Consider the following 16,616-nt stretch of genomic DNA (forward strand, 5'->3'; position numbering starts at 1 on the left):
GACGTCTTGATCGAGTGGTTACCCCTCTCCCGCTTGCGGAAGAGGGTCGGGGTGAGGGCGGCAGCGGCGGCTGCCCTCATCCGCCCTTCGGGCACCTTCTCCCGCAAGCGGGAGAAGGGAATCACATGTCGTACTTCTTCAGTTCCAGCCCGCGCGACTGGTACTGCTTCCAGCGCTCGCGCAGCGGGCCGCGCGCGCTGTCGTCGGCCGGTACCACTTCCAGTACGCGGTCGAACGTCCCGTTGACCGGTTCGTCGCGCAGGTTGATCACCAGCGCGCGCATCGGCGTGTCGGCCTCCGGCGTGGCGATGAGGACTGGCGTGAGCTCGTCCTCCTCGTCGCCGGCGAGCTGGTGCGGGATGTACGCGTCGGCGTCGAACTCCCACAGCAGTTCGTCCAGGCGCTGCGCCTGTTCGTCATCGCGCGCCAGCACCAGGGTCCACAGATTGGCGTCGTACGCCTTGCGCGCCAGTTCGCACACCAGAAGGAGCGGTTCCTCGCGGAACCGGTCCTTCTGGATCAGGTAGAAATCGGCGCGTGCCACGCGGTCAGGCCGCGCGGTCCAGCAGCCACTGGCTCAGCAGGCCGACCGGGCGGCCGGTCGCCATGCCGCGCTTGCCTTCGTCCGACGCCGAGCCGGCGATGTCCAGGTGCGCCCAGCGCTGGCCTTCGGCGAAGCGCGCCAGGAAGCAGCCGGCGGTGATCGCGCCGGCCCAGCGGCCGCCGATGTTGTAGACGTCGGCGAAGCTCGATTCCAGCAGCGTCTGGTACTCGTCCCAAAGCGGCAGGCGCCATGCGCGGTCGAACACGTTCTCGCCGGCGTCCAGCAGTTCGTTCGCCAGGTCGTCGTGCTTGCTCATCAGGCCCGAGGCGAACTTGCCCAGCGCGACCATGCAGGCGCCGGTCAGCGTGGCCACGTCGACCAGTGCCTGCGGCTCGAAGCGCTGCGCGTAGGTCAGCGCGTCGCACAGGATCAGGCGGCCCTCGGCGTCTGTGTTGCCCACTTCGATCGTCTTGCCGGACATGCTGGTGAGCACGTCGGACGGGCGATACGCATCGGCGTCGGGCATGTTTTCCACGGCCGGCACGACCACGACGAGGTTGATCGGCAGCTGCATGCCCACCGCGGCGACGAAGGTGCCCATGACGGTGGCGCCACCGCACATGTCGTACTTCATCTCCTCGATGCCGCCCTGCGTCTTCAGGTTGATGCCGCCGGTATCGAAGGTGATGCCCTTGCCGACGAGCACGTAGGGCTTGGCATCGCCGGCGCCCGTGTACTTGAGCACGATGAGCTTGGGCGGGTTGGCCGAGCCGCGGCCGACGGCCAGCAGCGACCCCATGCCCAGTTCCTGCATCTGCGCGACGTCGAGCACCTCGCAGGAGGCGGTCGGGAAGCGGCCGGCGAATTCCTGCGCCTGCTGCGCGAGGTAAGCCGGGTTGCATATGTTCGGCGGCAGGTTGCCCAGCTCGCGCGAGAACTGCACGCCGGCGGCGATCGCCTGGCCCTGCGCCAGCGCGACGGCGTCGTCGCCCAGCACCGACAGCGCGCGAAGGCCCGGTTCGTCCTTCTTGCGCGAGGTGCCCAGCGTGGCGGTATAGCGGTAGCAGGCGTGGTCGGCGGCGATGATCGCCTGGCGGATGTTCCAGGCCTTGTCGCGGCCGGCGACGTCGAGTTCGGACAGGGTGAACAGCGCCGTGGACACCGGACCGCTCTTCAGCGTGCGGGCGGCATCGCCGACGGCCTTGAGGTACTGCGGCACGCCGAACTTGCCGGCCTCGCCCAGGCCGATCACCAGCACGCGCGGGGCGGCCACGCCCGGCAGGTCGTGCAGCAGCGCGGTCTTGCCGGTCTTGCCGCTGGCATCGCCGCGCTCGAGCAGCGCGCGGATGCGTCCGTTGCTGGCGTCATCCAGGGCCTTGGCGGCGGGCGTCAGGCTGTTGTCGGCGAAGGCGCCAACGACGATGCAATCGGTGTGGGCGGCGGCGGGCGCGTCGCGGTTCAGGTCGAATTCGAGGGCCATCCAACAGATTCCGGGCAGATAAGAAGAGGCAACTTCGTACGGGAGTTCCGTACGGAGTACGACAGTTCCGTACAATTGGGCGGTGAGGGGGATCCGATCCCGGGCCGCGCATCGCGCTGCCGCCTCACGCCCTCGGACGAACCTCCGATTCTAGCAGGCCGGCCACACCCGGCCCGCGGAACGGGAGCCGGTGGCGACGGTCGAAGCGGCGATGACGGATGCGGCGGGCGCCAGGGCCCACGCGCGACGTCCACGCGCCACGAGCGTCCGCCGCTGTTTCACGCAGGTCCGTCCACACTGGCCCGTCCTTCCCCGAAACGCCCAGGTCCCACCGACACGATGCCCAAGCTGGACCGCTACCTCATCAGCGAATTCGCGCTGGCCATCCTCGCCACGCTGATCGTCCTGCTGATCGTCACCGTCGGCGGCGCCTTCACCGACGTCCTGCAGGACATCGCCCGCGGCCGAGTACCGGCGGGGCTGATGCTGGCCCAGTTGGGGCTGGTGCTGCTGAAATGGCTTCCGCTGATCCTGCCGCTCGCGCTGATGCTGGGCCTGATGATGGCCGTAGGCCGGCTGTACCGCGACTCGGAAATGCCGGTGATCGCCTCGATCGGCGTCGGCCCGCGCCGGATGCTCAGGCCGCTGCTGCTGGTCGTGGGTCCGCTGGTGGCGGTCGTCGCCGCCTGCTCGCTCTGGCTGGGGCCGTGGGCCGACCGCGTCTCCAAGCAGATGATCAACGATGCCAACCGCAGCCTGGTCATGGCCGGATTGGAACCGGGCTCCTTCACCGGCATCCCGGGCAGCACCGGGGTGATCTACGTCTCGAACATGTCGAAGGACGGCAGCGGCCTGGAAAAAATCTTCGTCTATCGCGACGACGGCAACGGGTTGATGGACGTGGTCACGGCCAACGACGGCAAGCTCACCGTCGATGAAGCCGGCCATCGTTACCTCACGCTCAACAAGGGGTTCCAGATCGAAGGCCGCACAAACGGTGCCAAGGATTTCCGCCTCATGCGCTATGCGCGCAACGAGATCCTGTTGCCGGCGAACGACGAGCGTTTCGACCCCGACGCGCCGGAAATGCAATCCACCCTGGCGCTGCTAGGCGACGACAGCCGCGAGGCGCGCGCGCAACTGCACTACCGCATCGCGCCGCCGCTGCTGGCGCTGGCGTTCGGGCTGATGGCCGTGCCGCTGGCGCGGAGCATGCCGCGACAGGCGCGCTACGGCCGCATCCTGGTCGGTTTCCTCGCCTACCTGATCGGTCAGAACCTGATGACCGCCGGCCGCGGCTGGCTCGAGGACGGCAAGATCGCCACCGGGCTCGGCCTGTGGTGGCTGATCGTGCCGATCATGGCGATCGCGCTGTGGCTGTACTTCACCGACGGCCGGCTCGGCAGGCGCAAGGCGAAGGCCGCCAACGGAGCGCGCGCATGAAGCCGTTCCCGAAGATCCATGACATCTATGTCGGCCGCATCGTGCTCGGCACCGTGGCGTTGACCTGGGCGGTGCTCGCCGGCCTGGACGTGATGCTCGGGCTGGTCAGCGAATTCGGCGATATCGGCAAAGGCAAGTACGGCATCTCGGAAGCGTTCGTCTACATGGCGCTCAGCATCCCGCGACGCCTGTACTACCTGTTTCCCTATGCAGCGGTGATCGGTTCGCTGATGGCGCTGGGCCAGCTCGCGGCGACGTCCGAACTGACCGCGCTGCGCGCGCTTGGCCTTTCGCGCCGACGCCTCGGCCTGGCGGTCGCCGGCGCGCTGACACTGATGACGGCGTTGATGGTCGTCAACGGCGAGAGCGTCGCGCCGTGGACGCAACAGCGCGCCGATGCGCTGAAGTCGAGCGCCAAGTCGGGCAATACGGTCGTGGCGCAATACACCGGCCTGTGGGCGCGCGAGGGCGAGACCATCCTGAGCGCGAGCGGCGGGCAGGAGCGCGAGCGCGATGGCGAGCGCTTCCTCGAGCTCAATGGCGTCAACCTGTTCGAGTTCGCGCCCGACGGTCGCCTGAAATCGCTCGCGCATGCGCGCGTCGCCGAGCACCGCCCAGGCGGCTGGTTGCTGCGGGACGTGACGCGAAACCATTTCGAGGAACGCTCGGTCCGGCAGGAGAAGGTGGCCGAAGAGCGCTGGAAATCGCAGCTCGACGCAGCCGCACTGTCGTCCGGGACCGAACGGCCGCGCTACCTGTCCGCGGCGGATCTTCGCAGCGCGATCGAGTACCGCAAGCGCAACGATCTGGACGCGGCGGAATTCGAGGAGCACTACTGGGGCCGCTGGTTCTACCCGATCAACGTGCTCGCGCTGTGCCTGGCGGCGGTGCCGTTCGCCTTCGGCACGCTGCGCAGCGGCGGCATGGGCAAGCGGCTGTTCATCGGCATCGTCTTCGCGCTGGGCTTCTGGTTGTTGCAGACGCAGTTCGTGAAGCTCGCGACGGTGTACAAGTTCGACTACCGCATCGCCTACCTGCTCCCGACGATGATCATGCTGGGCGTATCCAGCTTCCTCTTCAGGAGGAGGAGTGGGTGAGCGGCCGCGCTTGCGCGCCACTGGCGCGCGCGGCCGCGAACGCCCGGCCATGGAATGGTCGGGCAGGGGTAACCGAAGCGATTGCGTGACGCCATGGATGGCAGCGGCGACCTGATAGAAGCCGCGCTTTTGCCGTTGCTTCTGCTTCTGCCGCCGTTGCCTTCGACGCTGCAGTAGCCAAGCCCCGCCGACCACCTACCGCCTGGCCAACCGCACCATCCGGGTCCCACTCGCCCGGTCGTGCCACGTAAGCCGTTCGCGATCCACCCACGCCCACCAGAATCCGAATCCGCCGAGCAATAGCGACACGCTGCCCACCGCGAACCGGATCACCAGCGCACGAAGCACCGGCGCGGAAACGCCATCGTCGGCAACGACCTTCAACCGCCAAGGGCGCATGCCCAGCGTCTGCCCGCCGCGTCGCCAGCTCAGCAGCGCATACGCGCCTGTGATCAGCCAGCACACCAGCCACAGCACCCACTGCAACGCGCTGAAGGGCGCGATGTTCTCGCGACTCGCGTGCCCGCTCATCGTGAAGCCGACGGTGAACACGAGCGAGGCCACCATCCACATCGCGATCACCGGCCACATGTCGTAGACGAGGGCGAGCACGCGCCAGCCGATGAGCGCGGAAGGACGGGACGATGCGGGTGTCGATGCCATCGCATCAGGATAGCCGCTAAGCTGCGGCGATGACCGCACCCACGCCCGCGCAACGCCGTTCCATCGCCATGGCGTTGCCGCCTCTGCCCGATGCGGACGCCGCGCTGATCGGCCGCTTCCTCGACGCGATCTGGGCGGAAAACGGCCTCGCGCAACCCACGCTCGACAGCTATCGTCGCGACCTCGAGCTGCTCGCGCGGTATCGCAGCGATCGCAAGGCCGGCCTGGCGAATGCCGATCGCGCCGCGTTGTTCGATTACCTGGCCTGGCGCTCGCAACAGGGGTATTCGCCGCGAAGCAACGCGCGCCTGCTGTCGGCATTGCGCGCGTTCTACGCCTGGCTGGTGCGACGTGGCGAACGCACGGACGATCCGACCGCGTTGCTCGATCCGCCGAAGCTGCCGCGTTCGTTGCCCAAGGCGCTCGCCGAAAGCCAGATCGAGGCATTGCTCTCCGCGCCGGACATCGCCACGCCGCTCGGCCTTCGCGATCGCGCGATGCTCGAACTGATGTACGCCGCCGGCCTCCGCGTGAGCGAACTGGTCAACCTGCCTGCCACCGCCGTGAACCTGCGACAGGGCGCGCTGCGCGTGATGGGCAAGGGCAGCAAGGAGCGCCTGGTGCCGCTGGGCGAGGAAGCGCAGCACTGGCTGGAACGGTATCTCGCGCAGTCGCGCCCGCAGCTCGCCGGAAAGCGCGCGCTCGCGCCGCTGTTCCTGTCCGCCAATGGCGAAGCGCCGACGCGCCAGCAGTTCTGGCAACTGGTGAAGAAATACGCCGCAGTCGCCGGCATCGATCCCGACCGGATCAGCCCGCACGGCCTGCGCCACAGCTTCGCGACGCACCTGCTCAACCACGGCGCCGACCTGCGCGCCCTGCAGATGCTGCTGGGCCACAGCTCGCTGTCGACCACGCAGATCTACACGCTGGTGGCGCGCGAGCAGCTGAAGCAACTCCACGCAAAACACCATCCACGAGGGTGAGGCAGGCCGCTTACGCGGCACTGCCGCGTGGCCTGCCGAGCGCCCTGCCAGGATGGCCGGGCAGGGCGATCCGAAGCCCGCGACGTGCCGCCATGGATGGCGTCCGCAGACCCACCGAGTTCCGTGCTTACGCGGCACTGCCGCGTGGCCTGCCGAACGCCCGGCCATGGATGGCCGGGCAGGGCGATCCGAAGCCCGCGACGTGCCGCCATGGATGGCGTCCGCAGACCCACCGAGTTCCGTGCTTACGCGGCACTGCCGCGCGGCCTGCCGAACGCCCGGCCATGGATGGCCGGGCAGGGCGATCCGGAGCCCGGAACGTGCCGCCATGGAAGGCCGTTGTTCTTCTTGCCGGATCGGATGCGCGCGGCATGCCCCGTGGCCTGCCGAACGCCGGGCCACGGATGGCCTGCCGCCGAAGGCCGGCAGGGCGCGACTTGAAGCCCGCTACGGGCCGCGATGGATGGCATTCGTCCAATAACCGAATCCCAGCAAAACCCGCGACGTGAACGCACCGCCCAGCCGGATCCCGCACCGGGACCAACGACACTCGCCGCTCCGGAGCCCCGTGCCACAATCGGCCATTCCCCCTCGCGGCCCCGGCCGCCCGACAGGATTCCGAATGAAGCGACTCGCCCTTGCCGTGCTCGGCGCCATCAGCCTTTCCGCCTGTGCCCAGGCGCCAGGTGGCAACGCGGACCCGGTCCCGTCGGCGACGACCGCCACCGCCGCCAAGCCGGCCGCTGCCCCCAAGCCCGCCGCCGGTACGCCCGAGGCCCGCGCGATCGAAGCCGTCCGCGCGCTGAACCCCCAAGTCGAGGTCGAGCGCGTCGCACCGGCGGCCATGCCCGGCTTCCGCGAGGCCATCGTCGCCGGCCAGGTCGTGTACGTCAGCGACGACGGCCGCTACCTGTTCCTCCCCGGGTCCGGCGGCGCGCTGTTCGACGTGGCCGCGAAGAAGAACCTCAGCGAAGACGCGATGGCCGGCCTGCGCAAGCAGCTGATCGCCACCATCCCGGCCAGCGAGCGCATCGTGTTCTCGCCGGCCAAGCCGAAGTACACCGTCACCGTCTTCACCGACGTGGAATGCGGCTACTGCCGCAAGCTCCACAGCCAGATCGCCGAGTACAACCGCGAAGGCATCGCCATCGAGTACCTCGCCTTCCCGCGCATGGGCCTGGGCAGCGACGACTACCGCAAGATGGTCGCCGTCTGGTGCGCGCCGGACCGCCGCAAGGCGCTGACCGCCGCCAAGAGCGACCACGGCCCGACCAAGGCCGACTGCAAGACCAGCGTCAACCAGCAGTACGACGTCGGGCAGCGCGTCGGCCTGACCGGCACGCCGATGATCGTGACGGCCGAAGGCGTCCAGGTCGGCGGCTACGTCCCGCCGGCCGCGCTGCGCGAGACGCTCGACAAGCTGGCCGCCGAACACGCCCGCACCGCCTCGACGGCACCGGCCAAGCCGGGCACCTGAGTCGCCCGACCCGTCGCTCCGACGCCGCCTGATGGGCGGCGTCGGCATTTTGGGGCCTCGAGTAGGTCGGTCCTGGCGGGCGGGCCGGGGAGCGCTTGGGTACAATGTCGGGCCCGACGTTGCACGGTTCCCCGGACATGATCGTCCTCGAGGGCGCTTCCGCCCTGTCGCCGTTCCGACTGGAACGGCTCCAAGCCCGACTGCAAGCCCTCCATCCGTCCGTCCGCCTCCTTGGCGCGTGGCCCGTCTACTGGGTCGAACCGGACGCCGGCGCAAACCCCGATGCCGATGCGCTGCGCCGCATCCTCCAGGCCGAACCCGACGCCGCGCCGCGCGCTGCCGACGCGGTATCGCGCTACGTCACGCCGCGCCTGGGCACGCTGTCGCCCTGGGCCAGCAAGGCGACCGAACTGCTCCACGGCGCGTCCCTGCCGGTCAAGCGCGTGGAGCGCGGCACGCGATACGACCTGGCCGGCTGGCCGTCGGACGCCCCGACGCAGGGCGCGCTGGCGAAGGTGCTGCACGACCCGATGACGCAGTCGCTGCTGGAAGCCCGTGAGGACGCCGTGGCGCTGTTCTCCGTACCGGTGCGCGGCGACCTCGAACGCATCCCGCTCGCGGACCTGGAGCAGGCGAACACGCGCCTGGGCCTCGCGCTTGCCGACGACGAAATCGCCTACCTGCGCGAGCGTTACGCCGCGCTGGGCCGCGAGCCGTCGGACGTCGAGCTGATGATGTTCGCGCAGGCCAATTCCGAGCACTGCCGCCACAAGATCTTCAATGCATCGTGGACCATCGACGGCGTCGAGCAGACGACGTCGCTGTTCAAGATGATCAAGCACACGCACGCGACCACGCCCGGGCACACGCTCTCGGCGTACAGCGACAACGCGGCGGTGGTGGAAGGCTATGCGAGCCGTCGCTTCCGCCCCGACCCGCAGACGCATGCGTACCGCGAGGAAGCGCAGGTCGATTCGGCCTTCGCGATCAAGGTCGAAACGCACAACCATCCCACCGCCATCGCGCCGTTCCCCGGTGCGTCCACCGGAGCCGGCGGCGAAATCCGCGACGAAGGCGCGACCGGTCGCGGCGGCCGTCCGAAGGCCGGCCTGTGCGGTTTCAGCGTGTCGCACCTGCGCATCCCCACGCTGCCGCAGCCATGGGAGCGCGAGCGTGCGCTCAACCCGCGCATGGCGTCCGCGCTGGAAATCATGATCGAAGGCCCCATCGGCGCGGCCGCGTTCAACAACGAATTCGGCCGGCCGAACCTCAGCGGATACTTCCGCAGCTTCGAACTGGACGAAGGTACGTCTGTTGGCGGGCCTGTTGCCCGTGCGTACGACAAGCCGATCATGCTCGCCGGCGGCCTGGGCGCGATCGATCGCGTGCAGGTGAAGAAGCTCGGCCTGCAGCCGGGCGACGCGGTGATCGTGCTTGGCGGCCCGGCCATGCTGATCGGCCTCGGCGGCGGTGCCGCGAGTTCGGTCGCCTCGGGTGAAAGCCACGAGGAACTCGATTTCGCCAGCGTGCAGCGCGACAACCCCGAGATGGAACGCCGCTGCCAGGAGGTCATCGACCGCTGCGTGGCGCGCGGCGAAGACAACCCCATCGCGACCGCGCACGACGTCGGTGCAGGCGGTTTGTCGAACGCGATTCCCGAACTGCTCCACGACTCGGGCCTGGGCGGCATCATCGACCTGGCGAAGGTACCCAGCGACGATCCGTCGCTCTCGCCGATGCAACTGTGGTGCAACGAATCGCAGGAGCGTTACGTGCTCGGCATTCCGGCCGACCGCGTGGCGGAATTCGCGGCGATCTGCGAACGCGAGCGTTGCCCGTTCGCCGCCGTCGGTTTTGCCACCGCGGAAGAACGCCTGGTCGTCGGCTACGGCGCCACCCGCGAAACCGCGCGCGAAGCCGGTCGCGACTGGCCGATCGACATCCCGATGGACGTGCTGTTCGGCAAGGCGCCGAAGATGCATCGCGACACGCGTCGTCCGCAGGCCGCGCCGTGGCCCGCGCTGCGCTGGGACGGCCTGGAACTGCGCGACGCCGCGCTGCGCGTCATGGCGCATCCGTCCGTCGCCTCGAAGAACTTCCTGGTCACCATCGGCGACCGCACCGTCGGCGGCCTCACCGCGCGCGACCAGATGATCGGCCCGTGGCAGCTGCCGCTGGCGGACTGCGCGATCACGTTCTCCGGCTTCGACGGTTTCGTCGGCGAGGCGATGGCGATCGGCGAGCGCACGCCGCTGGCGCTGATCGATGCCGCCGCCGCCGCACGCATGGCCGTGGGCGAGGCGATCACCAATCTCTGCGCCGCGCCGGTGGAATCGCTCAACCGCGTCAAGCTGTCCGCCAACTGGATGGCCGCGGCCGGCCACGACGGCGAAGACGCGCGACTGTTCGATGCGGTGAAGGCGGTCGGACTCGAGCTGTGCCCGGAGCTCGACCTGAGCATCCCGGTCGGCAAGGACTCGCTGTCGATGCAGGCGCAGTGGCATGCCGATGGACAGGCACACAAGTCGGTTTCGCCGGTGTCGCTGATCGTGAGCGCGTTCGCGCCGGTCGTCGACGTGCGCGCGCAGCTGACGCCGCTGCTCGCGCGCGACGAGGACTCGGAGCTGTGGCTGATCGGCCTGGGTGCCGGCAAGCAGCGCCTTGGCGGTTCGGTGCTGGCGCAGTGCCATCCCGACGCCGCGGACGGCCAGGGTTCGCTGCCCGCGTTCGCCGGCCCGCTCGGCGTGCCGGACCTCGACAATCCGCAGCGCCTGCGCGACTTCTTCGAACTCATCCGCGACGCACGCGAGGCCGGCCTCGTCCGCGCGTACCACGACCGTTCCGACGGCGGCGCGTTCGCGGCGCTGTGCGAAATGGCGTTCTGCTCGCGCGTGGGCCTGGACATCACGCTGGACGGCTGGGGCGACGATCCGTTCCGCACGCTGTTCAACGAAGAGCTGGGCGCGATCGTGCAGGTGTCGCTCGAGGACCGCGCGGAATTCGCCGATCTCGTCGCACGCCACGGCCTCATCGATTGCGCCCAGCGCATCGCCCGCCCGACCACGGCGCCAGCGATCCGCGTGCGCGACGACGGCAAGACGCTGGTGGAGTGGCGCTGGGACGAACTCTTCGATGCGTGGTGGTCCACCAGTCACGCGATCCAGAAGCTGCGCGACAACCCGGAAGGCGCCGACGAGGAACGCACCGTCGCGCGCGACTTCAACGCGCCGGGCCTGAAGCCGAAGCTCACGTTCGACCCGGCCGACGACGTCGCCGCGCCGTTCGTCAACACCGGCGTGCGCCCGAAGGTCGCGGTCCTGCGCGAGCAGGGCGTCAACGGCCAGATCGAAATGGCGCTGGGCTTCACGCGCGCCGGCTTCGAGGCCGTCGACGTGCACATGAGCGACCTCATCGCCGGGCGCGTCGATCTGGCGCAGTTCAAGGGCATCGCCGCGTGCGGTGGTTTCAGCTACGGCGACGTGCTCGGTGCCGGACGCGGCTGGGCGACGTCCGTGCTGGAACGCAGCGCGCTGCGCGAGGCCTTCGCGGCGTTCTTCGCGCGCGAGGACAGCTTCTCGCTGGGCGTGTGCAACGGCTGCCAGATGCTCTCGCAGCTCAAGCCGATCATCCCTGGCGCCGAACACTGGCCGACGTTCCTGCGCAACCGCAGCGAGCAGTTCGAGGCGCGCCTGGGTTTGCTGGAAGTCGTCGAGTCGCCGTCGCTGTTCTTCCGTGGCATGGCGGGGTCCCGCATCCCGGTGGCGGTCGCGCACGGTGAAGGTCGCGCCGAGTTCGAAAGCTCGCTGGACCAGTCGGCCGCGCACGTCTCGCTGCGTTATATCGACGGCAACGGCAACACGGCCACGCGTTATCCGCTCAACCCGAACGGTTCGCCCGACGGCATCACCGGCCTCACCAGCCGCGATGGCCGCGCGACGATCCTGATGCCGCATCCGGAACGCACGTTGCGCACGGCGAACCTGAGCTGGGCACCGGCCGAGTGGGGCGATGATTCGCCGTGGATGCGCATGTTCCGCAACGCGCGGGTCTGGGTCGGATAAGTCGTCCGACTCGCTGCATGAGAAAAAGGCCCGCTTCGTGCGGGCCTTCTTTTTTCCGCTATGTGCGCACGAAGATCACTTCGCGCCGACAAATTCGCAGGGAAGTTATCTGAGTCGGGAAACATAGTTCAGCTCCTTTTCAAGCGTAAGGAGCTGCCCCATGTATCGCACGAGTGGTCCTGTCCGCGGCGTCAGGCGCCTCTGCGCCGGTGTCGCGATCGCGCTCTCTGCCATCGCCTGCCTGCCGTTGCATGCGCAGCAGATCATCGAGCTGGGCGACAACGCGGACGCAGCCGATGCGAACAGCGTCGCCGTCGGCAACGACAGCGTCGCCACCGGCGACCGGTCGTCCACGTTCGGCACCGGGGCGCAGGCGACCAACGGATACACGACCGCCGTCGGCTTCGGCGCGTATGCCTACGGCTACGAAAGCACCGCCGTCGGCGCGCTGTCGGAAGCGCGCGGCGACTACTCGGCGGCCTTCGGGTCCGCGCTGGCCTACGGTCGCGGGACCACTGCGGTTGGCACCTGGGCCTTCGCGGGTGGCGATTTCACCTGGAGCGCGGTCGATGGCCGGCCCGAAAACATCGTCGAAGTCGTCGACGCCACCGCGATCGGCTTCTCGTCGTCGGCATCGGCCAACGGCGCGACGGCGGTGGGCGCATCGGCAAAGGCACGGGGCGTCGACAGCGTCGCGATCGGCCACAACGCACAGGTGACCTCGACCGTGGCGGGTGCCGACCTCGCCAACAGCATCGCGATCGGCAACGAAAGCACCGTCACAAACTTCAACGGCGTGGCGATCGGATACAGGAACCGCATTGAGGGCCAGTCGTCCACCGCGATCGGCCAGCAGAACGCCATCACCGCGACCGCGAAGACGGACGCCGTGCAGGTGCTTGGCAACAAGAACAAGGTCGATTCGGCCAGCAGCGTGAACGTGCAGGGCACCTTCAACCAGGTGCGCGAATCGTATTGGGTGAATGCGCAGGGCTTCTCGAACAAGGTGTCGAATACCGGCGCGGCGAATGTCACCGGCGTCGGCAACACCATCGCGTCCGCGTCGGCGTACGACAACAGCAACACGAATGTCTGGTCGCCGTCGGCGTGGTCGTCGCTCAATGTCGCGGGCAACGGCAATGCGGTGACGAACGTCACGCACACGACGGTCTTCGGCGATCTCAACACGGTGACCGGCGGCAGCCGTAATTTCCTGTTTGGTGACGGTTACGCGCTGAACAACGGCGTCGGAAATTTCGCCGCTGGCTACGGCAACACGATCGGCGATGGCGTCCGCAATGTCGTGCTGATCGGCACCGACGCGACGGTCGACGCGGTCGACAACGCCATCGCGCTGGGCACGGGGACGTCGGTGTCCGCGGGCAACGCCATCGCCATTGGCGCGAACGCATCGGCGTCGGTCAACGACAGCGTCGCGCTGGGCAGCGGCGCGGTAACCAGCGCGGCTGTCGCGACGACCGATGTCACGATCAACGGCGTCAGCTACGCCTTCGCCGGTGGGGCGCCGCTGGGCACGGTGAGTGTGGGTGCCGCCGGTTTCGAACGCACGCTCACGAACGTGGCGGCCGGCCGGCTGGGCGCCGACAGCACGGATGCAGTGAACGGATCGCAGCTGTTCGCGACCAACCAGGCGATCGAGGCCATCGGCCAGCAGCTTGCCGGCCTGCAACCGGGCGCTACCGGCAGCGCGCTCGCCGGGTACACGCACGGCACCTACGGGTCGCCGCTGTACGGCGACGGCGGCAGCGGCAGCACGGCGCTTGGCATCGAGGCGAGTGCGACCGGTGTCGAAGATGCCGTCGCACTCGGCGAACATGCGCTGGTCAGCGCCGAAGGCGGTACCGCGGTCGGGCAGGGCGCTTCCGTGTCCGCGGCCGGCTCGGTGGCGTTGGGCCAAGGGTCGGTCGCCGACCGCGCCGACACGGTTTCGGTGGGCAGCGTGGGCAACGAGCGCCAGGTGACCAACGTCGCCGCCGGCACGCAGGCTACGGATGCGGTGAACAAGGGGCAGCTCGATCGAGGTGTCGCGTCCGCCAACAGCTACACCGATGCGCGCGCGCAGGCGCTGTCGGATCGCATCGACCTGCTGCAGGGCGGCATCGACGACCGCTTCAGCCGCCAGGACGACCGCATCGACCGCCAGGGCGCAATGGGCGCGGCGATGTTGAACATGGCGGTCAGCGCGGCCGGCGTGCGCACGCCCAACCGCATCGGCGTCGGCATGGGCTTCCAGGGCGGCGAGTCGGCGCTGTCGGTCGGCTACCAGCGGGCAATCAGCGACCGGGCGACCGTGACCGTCGGCGGTGCATTCAGCGACGGCGAATCGTCCATCGGCCTTGGCGCAGGCTTCGGCTGGTAACGCGCGTCTTCATGCGGTGGTGAATCGCGGGCCCGGCACCGTTCGGGCCCGCGTTGTTTCCGGCCTCGTTATTCCTGCGGGCGAACGTTGAGGTACGCGCCGGCGATGTGCAGCGTCGACCACAGGTCCTCCGGCTCGATCGCCACCGAGCGGTCGAACATCTGCTCGGCGTTCGCGCGGTCGCCGTTCATCAGGTACAGCGCGCCGACTTCGGCATAGCCGGTGCCGTCGTCGTCGGTGCCCTTGAAGTAGCGGTCGAACATCGGCCTGGCCTTGTCCCACTCGCCAGCCTCGCTGTAGACGCGCGCGATGCGGAACACGTCGCTGTCCTCGTGCTTGCCGGCGAGGATGGCGTCGAAGATCCTCTGCCCTTCGGCCTTGAAGCCGCCGAGGTAGTACACGCGGCCGACCGCGATCTGCTCCCAGCTGCCCTTGCCGGCCTGGAGCTTCGCCACCGCGAGCAGTTCCTTCGCCGCCTCCGGGTTGGCCTTCGCGTGGTACATCGCTGTCGTGGTTTTCTGTTGCTTCTGCGCCGTGTAGCCGACGCCCGCACCCGCGACGAACACCGCGGCCGCGATGGCGACGGAAAGACTGGTCTTCATGAATGGTTCCCCCTGTGGAAGCGGCAGCTTACGGAGCCCCGCGGGCGCGAGGCAACGTCGTGACGGTCCGGGGCGAACGCCTTTGCCGAATTGGGAACCCCGCGGATCGCGACCTGCACGGGCCTGCTGCTAAAGTCGGCGGAGGCTCCGAAGGTGAAAGCATGGATCAGGTCGCCACCCGCACCGGGACGGACGAAGAGCGCATCGTCGATGCGCTGCTCGCCAGGGGCAGGCTCAAGGAAGCGGACCTCGCCCGCGCGCGTCGTCTGCAGGAGGAAACCGGCGGCAGCCTGCTCGCGCTCCTCGCGCGGCTGGGCCTGGTGTCCGAGCGCGACCACGCCGAGACCTGCGCCGAAGTCCTGAACCTGCCGCTGGTCGCCATCAAGGACGCGCCCGAACTGCCGCCCGAAGGCGTGTCGCTGTCGACGCGATTCATGAAGCAGTTCGCGGTGTGCCCGGTCGCGGAGAACGACGCCGCCGTCGACGTGCTGATGGCCGACCCGCAGGATGCCTACACGCTCGATGCGCTGCGGCTGGCGACCGGCCGCGACATCCGCCCAGCCGTGGCGCTGCGATCGGAAATCGGCGACCTCGTCGAACGCTGGTACGGCCAGGGTCGCAGTGCGATGGGCGCCATCGTCGAGACGGCCGAAGGCGAGGGCGCCGGCGGTGATCTGGACGACGTCGAGCACCTTCGCGATCTCGCGTCCGAAGCGCCGGTCATCCGGCTGGTCAACCTCGTCATCCAGCGCGCCGTCGAACTGCGCGCATCCGACATCCACATCGAACCGTTCGAGAACCGCCTGAAGGTGCGTTATCGCATCGACGGCGTGCTGAGCGAAGGCGAAAGCCCCCCGGCCAACCTCACCGCCGCCGTGATCAGCCGCATCAAGATCATGGCCAAGCTCAACATCGCCGAGCGCCGGCTGCCGCAGGACGGCCGCATCATGCTGCGCGTGCAGGGCAAGGAACTCGACCTGCGCGTGAGCACCGTGCCGACCGCGCATGGCGAAAGCGTAGTGATGCGACTGCTCGACCGCGAAACGGTGGTGTTCGATTTCAAGCGGCTGGGCTTCACCGACGCGTTCCTGCCGCAGTTCCAGAAGGTGCTGGACCAGCCGCACGGCATCCTGCTGGTCACCGGCCCCACGGGCTCCGGCAAGACGACCACGCTGTACACGGCGCTGAGCAAGCTCAACACGCCGGACGTCAAGATCATCACGGTCGAGGATCCGGTCGAGTACCAGATCGAAGGCATCAACCAGATCCAGGCCAAGCCGCAGATCGGGCTGGATTTCGCCCATGCGCTGCGCAGCATCGTGCGACAGGACCCCGACATCATCATGATCGGCGAAATGCGCGACCTGGAGACGTGCCGCATCGCGATCCAGTCCGCGCTCACCGGCCACCTCGTGCTGTCGACGTTGCACACCAACAACGCAGCCGGCGGCATCACGCGCCTGCTCGACATGGGTGTTGAGGATTACCTGCTCACGTCCACGATCAACGGCATCCTCGCGCAGCGCCTGGTGCGCCGGCTGGAAATCACGCATGCGCGCCGGTATCCCGCATCGCCGGAGGAAATCGAGCGCTTCGACCTGCGCCGCTACCAGCCCGAAGGCGAGATCTTCCTGTACCACCCGATGCCGTCGCCGATCGCGCCGACCGGTTACTTGGGCCGCACGACGATCATGGAATTCCTCGTCATGAACGACGAACTGCGCCGCGCGGTGATGCGCCACGCGGGCATGGGCGAAGTGGAGCAGATTGCCCGGCAGCACGGCATGCGCACGATGTACGAGGACGGCATCGCCAAGGCGCTGCGCGGCGAGACGACGATCGAGGAAGTGCTGCGCGTTACGGAGGATGCGTAGGGGCGGCATAGG

General features: G+C 68.7%; 10 protein-coding genes and 2 pseudogenes. 8 read left to right on the forward strand and 4 right to left on the reverse strand.

Annotated features, from left to right (window positions below; translation table 11 throughout):
* Positions 1-121: 121 nt before the first annotated feature.
* Together ABIE51_RS04470 and ABIE51_RS04475 are read right to left on the reverse strand one after the other, a co-directional pair.
* The gene (locus ABIE51_RS04470; protein WP_192632381.1) at positions 122-544 is read right to left on the reverse strand and encodes a DNA polymerase III subunit chi; all 423 of its coding nucleotides are present in this window, start codon (positions 542-544) and stop codon (positions 122-124) included.
* Between the two features lie 4 nt (positions 545-548).
* On the reverse strand, positions 549-2,024 hold the full coding sequence (locus tag ABIE51_RS04475; RefSeq protein ID WP_192632382.1) for a leucyl aminopeptidase: 1,476 nt from the start codon (positions 2,022-2,024) through the stop codon (positions 549-551).
* 339 nt (positions 2,025-2,363) lie between these two features.
* On the opposite strand from ABIE51_RS04475, the gene lptF reads away from it, so the two are divergent.
* A complete protein-coding gene (lptF, locus tag ABIE51_RS04480) occupies positions 2,364-3,467 on the forward strand; it encodes an LPS export ABC transporter permease LptF (protein WP_192632383.1) in 1,104 nt (367 codons plus the stop codon).
* Positions 3,398-4,564: an LPS export ABC transporter permease LptG gene (gene lptG / locus ABIE51_RS04485; RefSeq protein ID WP_502913252.1), complete on the forward strand. Its 1,167-nt coding sequence runs from the start codon at positions 3,398-3,400 to the stop codon at positions 4,562-4,564. The genes lptF and lptG overlap by 70 nt, the downstream gene beginning before the upstream one ends.
* Positions 4,565-4,759: 195 nt before the next feature.
* On the opposite strand, the gene ABIE51_RS04490 is transcribed toward lptG, so the two are convergent.
* The gene (locus tag ABIE51_RS04490; RefSeq protein ID WP_157029369.1) at positions 4,760-5,227 is read right to left on the reverse strand and encodes an RDD family protein; all 468 of its coding nucleotides are present in this window, start codon (positions 5,225-5,227) and stop codon (positions 4,760-4,762) included.
* Between the two features lie 29 nt (positions 5,228-5,256).
* Between ABIE51_RS04490 and xerD the strand changes: the two genes are divergently transcribed.
* The 5 genes and pseudogenes from xerD to ABIE51_RS19330 all read left to right on the forward strand — a co-directional run.
* On the forward strand, positions 5,257-6,210 hold the full coding sequence (xerD, locus tag ABIE51_RS04495; protein WP_192632385.1) for a site-specific tyrosine recombinase XerD: 954 nt from the start codon (positions 5,257-5,259) through the stop codon (positions 6,208-6,210).
* 622 nt (positions 6,211-6,832) lie between these two features.
* Positions 6,833-7,687, forward strand: coding sequence for a DsbC family protein (locus ABIE51_RS04500; RefSeq protein ID WP_192632386.1), 855 nt, complete (start codon positions 6,833-6,835; stop codon positions 7,685-7,687).
* Between the two features lie 137 nt (positions 7,688-7,824).
* On the forward strand, positions 7,825-11,748 hold the full coding sequence (gene purL, locus ABIE51_RS04505) for a phosphoribosylformylglycinamidine synthase (RefSeq protein WP_192632387.1): 3,924 nt from the start codon (positions 7,825-7,827) through the stop codon (positions 11,746-11,748).
* A 160-nt stretch (positions 11,749-11,908) separates the two neighbouring features.
* Positions 11,909-13,426 (forward strand): annotated as a pseudogene (locus ABIE51_RS04510) (hypothetical protein); the annotation flags it as partial.
* 21 nt (positions 13,427-13,447) lie between these two features.
* A pseudogene (locus ABIE51_RS19330) lies at positions 13,448-14,128 on the forward strand (YadA family autotransporter adhesin); the annotation flags it as partial.
* A 68-nt stretch (positions 14,129-14,196) separates the two neighbouring features.
* Here ABIE51_RS19330 and ABIE51_RS04515 read toward each other — a convergent pair.
* Complete coding sequence (locus ABIE51_RS04515) at positions 14,197-14,730, reverse strand: tetratricopeptide repeat protein (protein ID WP_192632389.1); 534 nt, start codon at positions 14,728-14,730, stop codon at positions 14,197-14,199.
* A 161-nt stretch (positions 14,731-14,891) separates the two neighbouring features.
* On the opposite strand from ABIE51_RS04515, the gene gspE reads away from it, so the two are divergent.
* The gene (gspE, locus tag ABIE51_RS04520; RefSeq protein ID WP_192632390.1) at positions 14,892-16,604 is read left to right on the forward strand and encodes a type II secretion system ATPase GspE; all 1,713 of its coding nucleotides are present in this window, start codon (positions 14,892-14,894) and stop codon (positions 16,602-16,604) included.
* Positions 16,605-16,616 lie beyond the last annotated feature (12 nt).

It is taken from the genome of Lysobacter sp. OAE881 (genome assembly GCF_040546665.1).
In the GTDB taxonomy this organism is placed as follows: domain Bacteria; phylum Pseudomonadota; class Gammaproteobacteria; order Xanthomonadales; family Xanthomonadaceae; genus Lysobacter_J; species Lysobacter_J soli.

Bases quoted from the DNA above. Each gene is read 5' to 3' on its own strand.
- lptF (WP_192632383.1), top strand. From the start codon at position 2,364: ATGCCCAAGCTGGACCGCTACCTCATCAGCGAATTCGCGCTGGCCATC.
- ABIE51_RS04515 (WP_192632389.1), bottom strand. From the start codon at position 14,730: ATGAAGACCAGTCTTTCCGTCGCCATCGCGGCCGCGGTGTTCGTCGCG.
- ABIE51_RS04490 (WP_157029369.1), bottom strand. From the start codon at position 5,227: ATGGCATCGACACCCGCATCGTCCCGTCCTTCCGCGCTCATCGGCTGG.
- ABIE51_RS04500 (WP_192632386.1), top strand. From the start codon at position 6,833: ATGAAGCGACTCGCCCTTGCCGTGCTCGGCGCCATCAGCCTTTCCGCC.
- ABIE51_RS04475 (WP_192632382.1), bottom strand. From the start codon at position 2,024: ATGGCCCTCGAATTCGACCTGAACCGCGACGCGCCCGCCGCCGCCCAC.
- purL (WP_192632387.1), top strand. From the start codon at position 7,825: ATGATCGTCCTCGAGGGCGCTTCCGCCCTGTCGCCGTTCCGACTGGAA.
- gspE (WP_192632390.1), top strand. From the start codon at position 14,892: ATGGATCAGGTCGCCACCCGCACCGGGACGGACGAAGAGCGCATCGTC.
- xerD (WP_192632385.1), top strand. From the start codon at position 5,257: ATGACCGCACCCACGCCCGCGCAACGCCGTTCCATCGCCATGGCGTTG.